This is a genomic window from Bacillus sp. S14(2024), from assembly GCF_050473785.1.
Lineage (GTDB): Bacteria > Bacillota > Bacilli > Bacillales > Bacillaceae_G > Bacillus_A > Bacillus_A yunxiaonensis.
In genome coordinates, this window is record NZ_JBFLUP010000006.1 from 1,546,748 (window position 1) to 1,560,524 (window position 13,777).

At 38.6% G+C, this 13,777-nt stretch carries 12 protein-coding genes; all 12 read left to right on the top strand.

The genetic code is table 11. The annotated features are described in order from the left end of the window. Nucleotides 1-38 precede the first annotated feature (38 nt). The 12 genes from AB1279_RS08335 (at nucleotide 39) to AB1279_RS08390 (ending at nucleotide 13,776) form a co-directional block, all read left to right on the top strand. Complete coding sequence (locus AB1279_RS08335; RefSeq protein ID WP_429758397.1) at nucleotides 39-2,759, top strand: calcium-translocating P-type ATPase, SERCA-type; 2,721 nt, start codon at nucleotides 39-41, stop codon at nucleotides 2,757-2,759. A gap of 97 nt (nucleotides 2,760-2,856) precedes the next feature. Next, entirely contained in the window at nucleotides 2,857-3,732 is an 876-nt protein-coding gene (locus AB1279_RS08340) for a YicC/YloC family endoribonuclease (RefSeq protein ID WP_429758398.1), read from the top strand. Nucleotides 3,733-3,798: 66 nt separating this feature from the next. Then, on the top strand, nucleotides 3,799-4,062 hold the full coding sequence (gene remA, locus AB1279_RS08345) for an extracellular matrix/biofilm regulator RemA (RefSeq protein ID WP_020059206.1): 264 nt from the start codon (nucleotides 3,799-3,801) through the stop codon (nucleotides 4,060-4,062). Nucleotides 4,063-4,075: 13 nt separating this feature from the next. Further along, nucleotides 4,076-4,693 (top strand): guanylate kinase, encoded by a 618-nt coding sequence (gmk, locus tag AB1279_RS08350; protein ID WP_377883924.1) that lies wholly within the window; start codon nucleotides 4,076-4,078, stop codon nucleotides 4,691-4,693. 1 nt (nucleotide 4,694) lies between these two features. Next, the gene (gene rpoZ, locus AB1279_RS08355; RefSeq protein WP_429754171.1) at nucleotides 4,695-4,907 is read left to right on the top strand and encodes a DNA-directed RNA polymerase subunit omega; all 213 of its coding nucleotides are present in this window, start codon (nucleotides 4,695-4,697) and stop codon (nucleotides 4,905-4,907) included. Nucleotides 4,908-5,376: 469 nt separating this feature from the next. Beyond that, complete coding sequence (gene coaBC / locus AB1279_RS08360) at nucleotides 5,377-6,582, top strand: bifunctional phosphopantothenoylcysteine decarboxylase/phosphopantothenate--cysteine ligase CoaBC (RefSeq protein ID WP_429758399.1); 1,206 nt, start codon at nucleotides 5,377-5,379, stop codon at nucleotides 6,580-6,582. Continuing rightward, the gene (gene priA / locus AB1279_RS08365) at nucleotides 6,579-8,984 is read left to right on the top strand and encodes a primosomal protein N' (RefSeq protein ID WP_429758400.1); all 2,406 of its coding nucleotides are present in this window, start codon (nucleotides 6,579-6,581) and stop codon (nucleotides 8,982-8,984) included. Before coaBC ends, priA begins: the two co-directional genes overlap by 4 nt. Nucleotides 8,985-9,157: 173 nt before the next feature. After that, the gene (def, locus tag AB1279_RS08370) at nucleotides 9,158-9,634 is read left to right on the top strand and encodes a peptide deformylase (RefSeq protein WP_090912690.1); all 477 of its coding nucleotides are present in this window, start codon (nucleotides 9,158-9,160) and stop codon (nucleotides 9,632-9,634) included. Nucleotides 9,635-9,650: 16 nt separating this feature from the next. Further along, nucleotides 9,651-10,595, top strand: a complete 945-nt coding sequence (gene fmt, locus AB1279_RS08375) for a methionyl-tRNA formyltransferase (RefSeq protein WP_429758401.1) — start codon at nucleotides 9,651-9,653, stop codon at nucleotides 10,593-10,595. Then, nucleotides 10,592-11,926 carry a 16S rRNA (cytosine(967)-C(5))-methyltransferase RsmB gene (gene rsmB, locus AB1279_RS08380; RefSeq protein WP_429758402.1) on the top strand — a complete coding sequence of 445 codons (1,335 nt, stop codon included), beginning with the start codon at nucleotides 10,592-10,594 and terminating at the stop codon, nucleotides 11,924-11,926. Before fmt ends, rsmB begins: the two co-directional genes overlap by 4 nt. 4 nt (nucleotides 11,927-11,930) lie before the next feature. Beyond that, on the top strand, nucleotides 11,931-13,019 hold the full coding sequence (gene rlmN, locus AB1279_RS08385; RefSeq protein WP_429758403.1) for a 23S rRNA (adenine(2503)-C(2))-methyltransferase RlmN: 1,089 nt from the start codon (nucleotides 11,931-11,933) through the stop codon (nucleotides 13,017-13,019). A gap of 4 nt (nucleotides 13,020-13,023) precedes the next feature. Beyond that, nucleotides 13,024-13,776, top strand: coding sequence for a Stp1/IreP family PP2C-type Ser/Thr phosphatase (locus AB1279_RS08390; RefSeq protein ID WP_429754177.1), 753 nt, complete (start codon nucleotides 13,024-13,026; stop codon nucleotides 13,774-13,776). Nucleotide 13,777: the final 1 nt, after the last annotated feature.

The following is a 13,777-nucleotide window of genomic DNA, read 5'->3' on the forward strand; positions in this document are numbered from 1 at the left end:
CATTAGAGCATGTCTGCAATCAGGAGGTAGGTGGCGAGATGAATTGGTATGAACTGCGTGCACATGAAGTTGAAGAGCGAACGAATACAAATGTAAAAACAGGATTGACGGAGCAAGAGGTGGAAATTCGGCTGAAAAAAATTGGCCCAAACGAACTCCAAGAAGCAAAACGGCCTTCTGCACTTGTTGTGTTCTTAGCACAATTTAAAGATTTTATGGTACTTGTTTTGTTTGGAGCAACAATTATTTCTGCTTTTTTAGGAGAATATGTTGATGCAATTGCTATTGTTGCAATTGTCATTATCAATGGAATCCTTGGTTTCTTTCAAGAGAGAAAAGCAGAAAAATCGTTGGAAGCATTAAAAGAGCTTGCCGCCCCGCAAGTAATTGTACTTCGAAATGGAAAGTGGATGAAAATTCCTTCGAAAGGTCTTGTGCTTGGAGATATTATTAAATTTTCAAGCGGGGATCGTATCGGTGCTGATGTGCGTCTCATTGAAGCTTCGAGTCTATATATTGAAGAGTCAGCATTAACAGGAGAATCCGTGCCGGTACAAAAGAAAATTGATGTTCTGCATGGAGTGGATGTTTCTATTGGTGATCAAACAAATATGGCGTTCATGGGAACGATGATTACAAGGGGATCCGGCATTGGAGTTGTTATTGGAACAGGAATGAATACAGCAATGGGACAAATTGCAAACATGCTGCAAAATGCGGAGCAAAATGAAACGCCGCTGCAGCGAAGACTTGAGCAGCTTGGAAAAATTTTAATTGTCGTTGCATTAACTTTAACGGCACTCGTTGTGTTGGTTGGTGTTTATCAAGGGAATGAAATATATCATATGTTTTTAGCGGGTGTTTCGCTTGCTGTTGCAGCGATTCCTGAAGGATTGCCAGCCATTGTGACAGTAGCACTCTCACTTGGTGTTCAGCGTATGATTAAGAAAAAAGCAATTGTAAGAAAGCTGCCTGCGGTTGAAACATTAGGATGTGCATCTGTCATTTGTTCAGACAAAACAGGGACAATGACGCAAAATAAAATGATGGTTACACATGTATGGTCGAGTGGTGAGATGTGGAATATAACGGGGCAAGGCTATGAACCAAAAGGTGAATTTCTGAAAGGTGATAAGAAAATAAATCCGACAGCGGTTCGCTCTTTATATCAGCTTCTCACATTTGGATGCTTATGTAACAACGCAAATATTGTAAAAAAGAAAAAAACGTATGTATTAGACGGTGATCCGACAGAAGGTGCACTCGTTGCAGCAGCGATGAAGGCTGGTATTTCAAGAGAAGGGATAAAGGATCAATTTGAGGTCATTCACGAGTTTCCGTTTGATTCAACGCGGAAAATGATGAGTGTAATTGTTCGTGACAAAGCAGGTAAAAAATTTGTGATAACAAAGGGAGCACCCGATGTTTTATTAAAAATGAGTCAAACCATTTTATGGGGAAATAAACAGCAGCCATTCACAGAATTGTATAGAAACGAAGTGCAAACAGCGATTTATCATTTAGGAAGTCAAGCACTTCGTACAATTGCAGTTGCTTTTAAACCGTTAAAAACAGCTGATCATATTCAAAGTGAACAAGAAGCAGAAAGAGATTTAATGTTTATTGGGCTGCAAGGAATGATTGATCCTCCAAGACCGGAAGTAAAGCGAGCGGTGCAAGAATGTAGAGATGCAGGCATCAAAACAATTATGATTACAGGAGACCATAAAGTAACAGCAATGGCTATTGCTGAACAGCTTGGGATTTTACCACCTGGTGGCCGCGTTGTGGAAGGTATTGAACTCGCAAATATGTCGGTTGAAGAATTGGAAGATATTGTAGACGAAACATATGTCTTTGCACGTGTTTCTCCGGAACATAAATTGAAAATTGTGAAGGCGCTGCAAAATAAAGATCATATTGTGGCAATGACTGGTGATGGTGTAAACGATGCGCCTGCTATAAAAGCAGCTGATATTGGTGTGGCAATGGGGATTACTGGGACAGATGTTGCAAAAGAGGCATCATCTCTTGTGTTATTAGACGATAACTTCGCTACTATAAAAGCAGCAATTAAAGAAGGAAGAAATATTTACGAAAATATTCGGAAGTTTATTCGTTATTTATTAGCATCAAATGTTGGGGAAATTTTAGTTATGTTATTTGCAATGATATTAGCATTACCATTGCCGCTCGTACCAATTCAAATATTATGGGTGAATTTAGTAACAGATGGTTTACCGGCAATGGCTCTCGGACTTGATGCACCAGAAGGTGATGTTATGCGTAGGAAACCGCGCCACCCGAAAGAAGGGGTATTTGCGAGAGGACTTGCATGGAAAATTGTTAGCCGCGGTTTTTTAATCGGTGTTATGACACTATTAGCATTCATTATTGCGCACAATCAAAATCCAAATGAATTAAAGTATGCGCAAACAGTTGCGTTTGCAACACTTGTTTTAGCTCAGCTTATTCATGTGTTTGATTGCCGCAGTGAGCATTCTGTATTTCACCGTAATCCATTTGGAAATATGTACTTAGTAGGAGCGGTGCTTATTTCGATTTTACTAATGTTAGTCGTGATTTATTATCCGCCATTGCAGCCGATTTTTAGTACTATGCCAATTCAAGCGAGAGATTGGCTCTTGATTGTTGGGCTTTCTTCTATTCCAACATTCTTATTAGTGGGATCTTTACTAACCGGAAAGTCTGAAAAGAAGAAACCAATTGTATATAAAAGAGGTGTAAACTTGAAATAGTAAATGAGATAAAAGTATGATATAATTTCAAAAGGTAGTAGAGTAGAGTCTCTATTACCTTTTTCATTGAGTAAGATCATGGCTTGGATGTGATAAAATGATTTCGAGTATGACAGGGTTTGGACGCGCAAAAGTAGAAAATGATGCGTTTCAAATTACAGTAGAAATGAAGTCGGTCAATCATCGCTTTTTAGAGATGAATATTCGTCTTCCGAAGCAAATGATGGTGTTCGAGGATAAAATCCGCAAATTAATTGCAGAACAAGTTGGCCGCGGACGTATTGAAGTATCGATTATTGTTGAAGGGGAAGGGCTCGTTGAACGGAAATTACGAGTGGACTGGTCCCTTTTAGAGCAATATAAGCTCATTATGGAAGAAGCGAAGGATAAATTTCAATTACAGGATTCGATTACATTGCAGCAGCTTATTGCTATGCCAGAAGTGACAGCAATTGAAGAGGTTGAGAATGTAAATGAAACGTTTGAACATAGTTTGTATGAAGCGGTTCGCCGCGCAGCTAGTATGTTAAAAACGATGCGTGATGGTGAAGGAGAACGACTACATAAAGATTTGGAGCATCGTTTGCAAGAAATTCACACGTGCATGCATGCCATTGTTCCCTATGCGCCGTCAGTCATTCAAAAATATCGTGAGCGTTTGGAGAACCGTTTGAAAGAATTACATAATCAAGAATTAGAGGAACAACGATTACTTACAGAAATAGCGGTGTTTGCAGACCGCTGTGATATTCATGAAGAGTTAGTTCGTCTGCAAAGTCATTTAGAACAATTTCAAGAGGCGCTGCAAAGTACAGAACCGGTTGGAAGAAAGATGGACTTTATTGTACAAGAGATGCATCGTGAAATAAATACAATTGGTTCGAAAGCAAATGACTTAACAATTTCAAAATATGTTGTTGAAATGAAAAATAATCTTGAAAAAATTCGTGAACAAGTACAAAATATTGAGTAGTTGTCAATTGTATACGAAGTTATACGAGACGGAGAAATCGGATAGACTTACTAGGAGGCGCAAACTATGGCCATGCGGTTTTTAAATATTGGATATGGAAATATCGTATCTGCACATCGAATTATTTCCATTGTAAGTCCGGAATCAGCACCGATTAAAAGATTAGTACAGGAAGCTCGCGAACAAAATGTGCTGCTTGATGCTACTTATGGTCGAAAAACACGAGCAGTTATTGTTATGGATGATGGACATATTGTATTAAGTCCAATACAACCGGAGACGATTGCTCATCGATTAAATAATAAAGAAGATTTAAGTGACGAAGGGTAGGTTTAACATATATATGAGAAGTAGAAGAGGGTTGCTCATTGTTCTTTCAGGGCCTTCTGGTGTTGGAAAAGGAACAGTTCGAAAGGAATTGTTCAGTCAAGAAGATACAAATTTACAGTATTCTATTTCTGTAACAACGCGTAAACCGCGTGAAGGAGAAGTAGATGGTGTTGATTATTTCTTTAAAACGAGAGAAGAATTTGAAGAGATGATTCGTAACAATAAACTGCTTGAATGGGCGGAATTTGTTGGGAACTATTACGGAACACCAATCGATTATGTAGAACAAACATTGCAGCAAGGGAAAGATGTTTTCTTAGAAATCGAAGTGCAAGGTGCGATTCAAGTAAAGAAAGCTTTTCCAGAAGGAGTATTTATCTTTTTAGCTCCTCCAAGTTTATCGGAACTGAAAAACCGTATTGTTGGTCGCGGTACAGAAACAGAAGAAGTAATTCAAAATCGTTTGACAGTAGCAAAAGAAGAAATCGAAATGATGGATGCTTATGACTACGTAGTAGAAAATGATGAAGTGGAACTTGCTTGCGAACGTATTAAGGCAATTGTGATAGGTGAACATTGTCGCCGTGAGCGAGTAGCAAAATACTATAAAGAAATGACGGAGGAAATATAATATGTTAAACCCATCTATTGATTCATTGTTACAAAAAATTGATTCTAAATATACGCTAGTTACAGTAGCTGCAAAGCGTGCTCGTGAAATGCAAGAGCATAACGATTGTGGTGTTGAGCAACCAGTATCTCATAAGTGTGTAGGAAAAGCATTAGAAGAGATTAATGCACAATTATTAAACTACGAACCAAGTGAAGATAACAACCAAAAATAAAGCTTTCTTTTCGACAAATAGAGGCATAGATACTATACTTTTCTATGTAACAGTAACAACCTATTTACAAGTAGGTTGTTATTTTTTTACGATATAGGATGGAGGAGAGCGGCAACTTTTATCCTGCTGCTTTTGGGCAGTAAGGCTCCCGCCTCAAGAGTGAGAGAATCGTTGTCCAGCTCTAGCCGCTAGAATCTCCAGTCGTTTCACCCCCTCGGACGAGGCAAAAAGTGCATCTCTGCCTTGGGCGCGGGCGTCCTGCGATTTTGAGCGAGCCGCTTCCGCTTTTCTAAAGAAGATAGGTGGGAAATAACTGCCCGTAAGAACCCGATTGGTGAAAGCTTTCCATCAGTGGGGATGAAGAAAAAATCACACTGATGGAAGTTTCACTTTAATTGTATGTTTGTGATTATGAATAATTTGAAGTTCGAATAGGACTAAGTTTCATGAAAGAAAGAGGACGAGACCTATGCTAAAAGGGAAAAAAATACTTTTATGTGTTACAGGAGGCATTGCTGTTTTTAAAGCAGCTGCGCTAACAAGTAAATTAACACAGGCAGGTGCGCTTGTGAAAGTAATAATGAGTGAATCGGCAATGAAGTTTGTTACACCGCTTACATTTCAAGCGCTTTCTCGCCATGATGTATATACAGATACATTTGATGAAAAAGATTCAGCAGTCATTGCTCATATTGATTTAGCAGATTGGGCTGATGTTGTCCTTGTTGCACCAGCGACAGCAAACATTATTGGTAAATTCGCAAATGGTCTTGCAGATGATATGATTTCAACGACGCTTCTTGCAACAACAGCTCCAGTGTGGATTGCACCTGCGATGAATGTTCATATGTACGAAAATCCAGTTGTTCAAAAAAACATGCAAACATTAAAAAAATTAGGTTATACATTTATTGAGCCTGGAGAAGGCTTTTTAGCTTGTGGATATGTTGCGAAAGGTCGGTTAGAAGAACCAGAAAACATTGTAGAAATGTTAGAAGTACATTTTTCACAAGGGAAGCCACTTCAAGGAAAACGGATACTAGTGACGGCAGGACCAACACGTGAGAAGATTGATCCAGTTCGTTTTATGACAAATTTCTCATCTGGAAAAATGGGCTATGCGCTTGCCGAAGTTGCGGCAAGTCTTGGAGCAGAGGTCATTCTTGTTTCTGGTCCAACGGCGCTAACGCCACCTGTGAATGTAAGCACAATACAAGTACAATCAGCGCAAGATATGCTAGAGGCAGTTTTACATCATTATTCTAGTATGGATGTTGTCATCAAAACAGCAGCCGTTGCAGATTATCGGCCGAAAATCGTTTATGATGAAAAAATGAAAAAGAAAAATGGCGATACGGTTATTGAACTTGAACGCACGATAGATATTCTTAAAACATTAGGTGAACAAAAAGAGCATCAATTACTCATTGGCTTTGCAGCAGAAACAACAAACGTTAAAGAGTATGCAACGAAAAAATTACGTGAGAAAAATGCTGATATGATTGTTGCTAATGATGTAAAAGCAGAAGGTGCAGGATTTGGTACGGATACAAATATTGTGACAATGTATAAACGAAATGGCGCCATGATTGAATTGCCGCTACTAGCAAAGCAGGAAGTAGCGAGAGAGATTTTACTACAAGTTGAAACAATGTTGGAAGAGGATTATGCATGAAATTTGCAAGTGTAATTGTCGATGTTCCAGCAAGGCAAACGGATAGGCCATTCGATTATATTATTCCTCAGCGTTGGGAAGATCTTGTTCAAACGGGTATGCGAGTTGTTGTTCCATTTGGACCGCGAAAATTACAAGGATTTGTCATCGGGATAAAAGATACAGTAGATGTAGATGTAAATAAGTTGAAAACGTTGCATGAATTATTAGATGTAACACCTGTATTAAATGAGGAATTACTACAGCTTGGAAGTTGGCTTACAGAAGAAACACTTTGCTTCAAAATTTCAGCGTTCCAAGTTATGTTGCCAACAGCAATTAAAGCGACATATAAAAAACAGCTACGTCTTCATCGACCGGAAGACGTAGCGGCCAATGTGAAATTGCTCTTTCAGGGAAAAGAAAGCATCGATTGGAATGTGCTAGATGAACAACCACAGTTGTACCGTGCAGTGCAAACAGAAATTGCGAAAGGGACTGTAGAAGTTGTTTATGAAGTAAAGGATAAGGCGCAAAAGAAAAAACAAAAAATGATTCAACCTGTTTTGCCTTACGAAGAATTAGAGGAAGCGGCCTTTCATCTAAAGAGTAAAAAGCAGCAAGATGTATTGTATTATTTTATGGAACACTATCGGTCTGTACCGTTAAAAATAGTATTGGAAGAATTACAAATGACGGATGCTCCCATTAAATCTCTTGTGAAAAAAGGTTTGTTAGCTGAAAAATATGTGGAAGTGTATCGAAATCCGTATGATGATGCTGCTTTTGAGCGCACAAAACCATTGCCGCTTACAGAAGAGCAACAACAAGTCATTACACCGATTTTAACTTCCATTACAAAAGAAAAGCATGAGACGTTTTTACTGTACGGTGTAACAGGGAGCGGAAAAACAGAAGTTTATTTACAGTCAATTGAAGAAGTGCTTAGAAAAGGAAAAGAAGCCATTGTACTTGTACCTGAAATTTCATTAACGCCGCAAATGGTGGATCGTTTTAAAGGGCGTTTTGGCTCGCAAGTTGCAGTTCTTCATAGCGCATTGTCTGTTGGGGAAAAATATGATGAATGGCGTAAAATCTTGCGGAAAGAAGTCAAAGTAGTTGTAGGGGCCCGTTCAGCAATTTTTGCACCATTTGAGAATTTAGGAATTATTATAATTGATGAAGAACATGAATCGAGTTACAAACAAGAGGACAATCCACGCTACCATGCACGTACTGTTGCAATTCGGCGGGGAGAATATCACAATTGTCCCGTCGTATTAGGAAGTGCTACACCTACACTAGAATCGTTTGCTCGCGCAAAAAAAGGTGTATATGAGCTGCTTACAATGACAAAGCGTATGAATGAAAGGGATTTGCCGGCAGTTGAGATTATTGATATGAGAGAAGAACTTCGTGCCGGGAATCGTTCTATGTTTTCTCAGCTTCTTCATGAGAAAATGGCGGATCGGTTAGAGAAAAAGGAACAAATGGTACTCTTTTTAAATAGAAGGGGCCATTCAACATTTGTCATGTGTCGTGATTGTGGCTATGTAGTACAATGCCCACACTGTGATATTTCACTTACATATCACAGGATGAATAATCGCTTGAAATGTCATTATTGCAGTTATGAGGAAAATTTACCAAATGCTTGCCCCGCTTGTAATAGTTCCTATATCCGCTTCTTTGGAACAGGAACACAAAAGGTTGAAGAAGAAATTACAAAGTTGTTCCCTGAGGCGCGTGTCATTCGAATGGATGTTGATACGACAAGTCGTAAAGGGATGCATGAAAAGCTCCTGAAATCATTTGGTGCAGGAGAGGCAGATATTTTACTTGGAACACAAATGATTGCCAAAGGTCTTGATTTTCCAAATATAACACTTGTAGGTGTATTAACAGCAGATACGATGCTGCATTTGCCGGATTTCAGGGCGAGTGAAAAAACATATCAGCTTTTAACACAAGTGAGCGGTCGGGCTGGACGTCATGAACTTCCAGGTGAAGTCGTTATTCAAACATATACACCCGAACATTATAGTGTAGAATTAGCGAAACAGCAGCAGTATGATACGTTCTTTGAACGCGAGATGTATATGAGGAAAATTCGGCAATATCCACCATATTATTATGTGGCACTAGTTACAGTATCCCATCCGGAATTATTAAAAGCGGTGCAGGTAACAGAGAAAATTGTTGGTTTCTTGCGACAACATTGTGCCCAGCAAACGATGATTTTAGGTCCGGTTGCTTCAGCAATTCCTCGTATAAAAGATAGATATCGCTATCAATGCATGATAAAATACAAACGGGAACCAAACTTAAAGTACGTGCTCAAAATGGTAAATGAACATTATCAGGCAGAAATGCAGAAAGACTTGCAAATCTCAATTGATTTTAATCCAACCATGTTAATGTAGCAGTCAAATTCAGAGGTAAATGGATAAAATAAAGTGAAACTTATACAAGTGGGAGGCTTTATTTCACTACTTGTGGAAAGATCTCACCAACTGGACTCTTATCGCCTTCGAGTAGCAGGATAAGAAGATGCACCTTTATTTGAATCTCATTGTATGTTGAGAGGGAGAGAAGTATGGCAACGTTAGAAATTGTAAAACATCCAAATGAAGTATTAGAAACGCCGTGTGAACGTGTTATAAACTTTGATAAAAAGTTAGTGAAACTGTTAAAAGACATGCACGAAACAATGTTGATCGCAGATGGTGTTGGTTTAGCAGCACCGCAAGTTGGTGTAAGTTTGCAGGTTGCTGTTGTAGACATTGATGATGATAACGGGAAAATTGAGTTGATTAATCCTGTTATTTTGGAACAACGTGGTGAACAAGTAGGTCCCGAAGGTTGCTTAAGTTTTCCGGGGCTTTTTGGTGATGTAACACGTGCCGAGTATATTAAAGTACGTGCTCAAAATCGCCGTGGAAAAGTATTTTTACTAGAAGCAGACGGATTTTTAGCTCGTGCAATTCAACATGAAATCGATCATTTACACGGTGTATTATTTACATCTAAGGTAACGCGATATTATGAAGAAAACGAATTAGAAGAGATGTAAAAGGAGAGTTTTGTGAATGGTGAAAGTTGTATTTATGGGAACACCGGACTTTTCAGTGCCGGTGCTTCGTCGTCTTATTGAAGATGGATATGATGTGATTGGTGTTGTGACACAGCCGGATCGTCCAGTAGGTAGAAAAAAGATTATGACACCAACACCTGTTAAAGTTGAAGCAGAAAAACATGGTATTCCGGTGTTACAACCGTTAAAAATTCGTGAAAAAGATGAATATGAAAAGGTGTTGGCGCTAGAGCCGGATTTAATTGTAACAGCTGCGTTCGGACAAATTGTACCAAACGAAATTTTAGAAGCACCGAAGTACGGATGTATTAATGTCCATGCTTCATTACTCCCAGAACTTCGCGGTGGTGCACCTATTCATTATTCCATCATGCAAGGAAAAGAAAAGACAGGTATTACGATTATGTATATGGTTGAAAAATTAGATGCCGGTGATATTTTAACGCAAGTAGAAGTAGAAATTGAAGAACGTGAAACAACTGGTTCATTATTTGATAAATTAAGTGAGGCTGGAGCGCACTTATTATCGACAACTGTTCCGCTGTTAATAGAAGGAAAGCTGAAACCAATTAAACAAAATGAAGATGAAGCAACATTTGCTTATAATATTAAACGTGAGCAAGAAAAGATTGATTGGATGAAAACAGGTGAAGAGATTTACAATCATATTCGTGGTTTAAATCCATGGCCAGTTGCTTATACGATTTTAGCAGGACAAGTTGTAAAAGTATGGTGGGGAGAAAAGGTTTCTGTAAAGGAGCAAGCCGAAGCGGGAACAATTATAGCAGTTGAAGAAGATGGTTTTATTGTGGCAACAGGAAATAAAACGGCAATTAAAATTACCGAGTTGCAACCATCTGGTAAAAAGCGCATGAGCTGTTCACAATTTTTGCGTGGAACAAAGCCTGAAATTGGTACGAAGTTAGGAGTAGACGCATGAAACAAAACGTTCGTGAATTAGCTCTTGACGGTTTATTACAAGTTGAAAAAAGCGGTGCATACAGTAACTTGCTTTTGAACAATCTTATTGAAAAAAGCAATATTGATAAAAAAGATGTTGGATTGTTAACAGAAATTGTATATGGAACAATTCAAAGACGTGATACACTTGATTACTATTTACAGCCGTTTTTGCGGAAAAAAATTGAACTGTGGGTAAAAGTGCTACTTCGCTTATCTTTGTATCAAATGTTATATTTAGATCGTGTTCCAGAGCGAGCGGCAATTCATGAAGCGGTTGAAATCGCAAAGCGCCGTGGACATAAAGGAATTGCAGGTCTTGTGAACGGAGTACTCCGTTCTATTCAGCGTGAAGGTGTTCCATCGTTAGATGAGATTAAAAGTCCTGAAAAACGCCTTGCAATTGCGACAGGTCATCCAGAATGGCTTGTAAAAGAATGGGTAGAAGCATACGGAATCGAAACGGCACAAAAAATGTGTGAAGTAAACTTACTTCCACCAGTTCCAACCGCTCGAGTGAATGTGGCGAAAGCATCTGTAGAAGAGGCGCTTCAAATGCTAGAAACAGAAGGAATTCAAGCAAAATATGGTGATTTGTCAGAAGATGCAATTCAAATAGAAAAAGGAAATGTAGCTCATACAAAAGCATTTCAAGAAGGATTGTTGTCTATCCAAGATGAAAGTTCCATGCTTGTGGCTCGTGCACTTAATCCGGAAGCGGGAGATATTATTCTTGATAGTTGCGCTGCTCCTGGTGGGAAAACAACGCATATTGCAGAACGCTTGCAAGGAACAGGGAAAGTCATCTCTCTTGATTTACATCCACACAAAGTGCGTTTAATTCAGCAACAAGCAAAGCGTCTTCAATTAGAAAATGTAGAAGCGAAAGCGCTCGATGCCCGGAAAGTACAAGAACATTTTGAACAAGAGAGTTTTGATAAAGTATTAGTGGATGCTCCGTGCTCTGGATTTGGTGTAATTCGCCGTAAACCAGATATTAAAATTGGAAAACAAAAAGAAGATAGTGAAAGACTTGCAAATATTCAACTATCTATTTTAGAAAAGGTAGCTCCTTTGTTGAAAAAGGGAGGACGCCTTGTTTATAGTACGTGTACAATTGAAAAAGTAGAAAATGAACAAGTGGTAGAGCTGTTTTTGCAATCACACCCTGAATTTGAGTGGGATACAACAATGAAAGAACGATTGCCAAAAGACGTGCATCCGTATGTAGTAGAAGGTGGAGTGCAAATTTTACCGCATTACTTTGCGACGGATGGATTTTATATCGCTTGTTTAAGAAAGAAGGTGTAGCATCATGGAAACAACTGTAAAAAAACAAAAAAAAGAATTAGAAACAAAAAAACCGTCTATTTATTCCCTGCAGCTTCATGATATGGAACAATGGCTAAAAGAACAAGGAGAACCTAAGTTCCGTGCGGGTCAAATTTTTGATTGGCTATATAAAAAACGTGTAACAACTTTTGAGGATATGTCAAACCTTTCTAAAGGATTGCGTGAAAAATTGTCGAATTCCTTTGATATTACAACTTTAAAAACATTGGTAAAGCAAACATCTTCAGATGGAACAATTAAATTCTTATTCCAATTGCATGATGGGTATTCTATTGAAACGGTATTAATGCGCCATGATTATGGAAATTCAATTTGTGTAACAACACAAGTTGGTTGCCGAATTGGCTGTACGTTTTGCGCATCAACACTTGGCGGCTTAAAACGCAATTTAGAAGCTGGTGAGATTGTTGCACAAGTTGTCGAAGTACAACGTGAGCTAGATAATACAGATGAGCGTGTAAGCTCTCTTGTTGTTATGGGAATCGGAGAACCGTTTGATAATTATGACAGCTTAATGGCGTTTTTACGTATCGTGAATCATGAAAAAGGGCTTCACATTGGAGCGCGTCATATGACTGTATCAACAAGTGGAATTATCCCGAAAATTTATAAGTTTGCTGAAGAAAATATACAAATTAACTTTGCGATTTCTTTACATGCTCCAAATACAGAGCTGCGTTCAAAATTAATGCCAATTAACCGGGCATACAAGCTACCGGATTTAATGGAAGCTATCAAATATTACATCGAGAAAACTGGACGCCGTGTTTCATTTGAATATGGCTTATTTGGAGGAGAAAATGACCAAGTCGAACATGCTGAGGAATTAGCTCAGCTGTTAAAAGGTGTGAAATGTCATGTTAACTTAATTCCAGTTAACTATGTACCAGAACGCGATTATGTAAGAACACCGCGCGAACAAATTTTCTTGTTTGAAAAAACATTAAAAGATCGTGGTGTTAACGTAACGATTCGTCGTGAACAAGGTCATGATATTGATGCAGCCTGCGGTCAATTGCGTGCAAAGGAGCGCAAAGAAGAGACGAGGTGAGATGATGAAAACCGTGTTTCTATCAGATAAAGGAAAAGTTCGTCAACATAATGAAGATAGTGCAGGAGTATTTCATAATCTAGATGGAGCTGTTTTAGCGGTTGTAGCAGATGGAATGGGAGGTCATCGAGCGGGCGATGTTGCCAGCTCGATGGCAATCCAATTGTTCCATGACTATTGGGAACAAACGTATAATATGGATACGCCTAAAAAAGCAGAACAATGGTTACATAATCATGCTCAAATTATTAATGAACGTGTATACAAATATTCTGGGGAACATCCAGAATGTAGTGGAATGGGGACAACAATTGTTGCGGCTATATGCACAGCTACTTTTGTTACAATTGGCCATATTGGAGATAGTCGCTGTTATATGTTATCGGATGATTATATGTCACTTATAACCGAAGATCATTCCCTTGTAAATGAACTCGTTCGACATGGAGAAATTTCAAAAGAAGATGCTGAATATCATCCACGAAAAAATGTTTTATTAAGAGCACTTGGTACGGAAGAAACCGTTATATTAGATGTGAAAACTTTAGTATTAGAAGATGGAGATCAGTTGTTGCTCTGTTCCGATGGGTTATCTAATAAAGTTGCAATGAGCCGTATGAAAGAGGTTTTACAATCTGATGAACTTTTGCAAACAAAAAGTGAACAACTTGTGCAGCTTGCAAATGACCTTGGCGGCGAAGATAACATTACTCTTGTCATTATTGATTATGCGGATTCGGCGAACGAAAGTAGGTGAA

Coding starts and splice junctions, on each gene's coding strand:
- coaBC (WP_429758399.1), top strand. CDS start 5,377: ATGCTAAAAGGGAAAAAAATACTTTTATGTGTTACAGGAGGCATTGCT.
- gmk (WP_377883924.1), top strand. CDS start 4,076: ATGAGAAGTAGAAGAGGGTTGCTCATTGTTCTTTCAGGGCCTTCTGGT.
- remA (WP_020059206.1), top strand. CDS start 3,799: ATGGCCATGCGGTTTTTAAATATTGGATATGGAAATATCGTATCTGCA.
- priA (WP_429758400.1), top strand. CDS start 6,579: ATGAAATTTGCAAGTGTAATTGTCGATGTTCCAGCAAGGCAAACGGAT.
- fmt (WP_429758401.1), top strand. CDS start 9,651: ATGGTGAAAGTTGTATTTATGGGAACACCGGACTTTTCAGTGCCGGTG.
- rlmN (WP_429758403.1), top strand. CDS start 11,931: ATGGAAACAACTGTAAAAAAACAAAAAAAAGAATTAGAAACAAAAAAA.
- rsmB (WP_429758402.1), top strand. CDS start 10,592: ATGAAACAAAACGTTCGTGAATTAGCTCTTGACGGTTTATTACAAGTT.
- AB1279_RS08390 (WP_429754177.1), top strand. CDS start 13,024: ATGAAAACCGTGTTTCTATCAGATAAAGGAAAAGTTCGTCAACATAAT.
- rpoZ (WP_429754171.1), top strand. CDS start 4,695: ATGTTAAACCCATCTATTGATTCATTGTTACAAAAAATTGATTCTAAA.
- AB1279_RS08335 (WP_429758397.1), top strand. CDS start 39: ATGAATTGGTATGAACTGCGTGCACATGAAGTTGAAGAGCGAACGAAT.
- AB1279_RS08340 (WP_429758398.1), top strand. CDS start 2,857: ATGATTTCGAGTATGACAGGGTTTGGACGCGCAAAAGTAGAAAATGAT.
- def (WP_090912690.1), top strand. CDS start 9,158: ATGGCAACGTTAGAAATTGTAAAACATCCAAATGAAGTATTAGAAACG.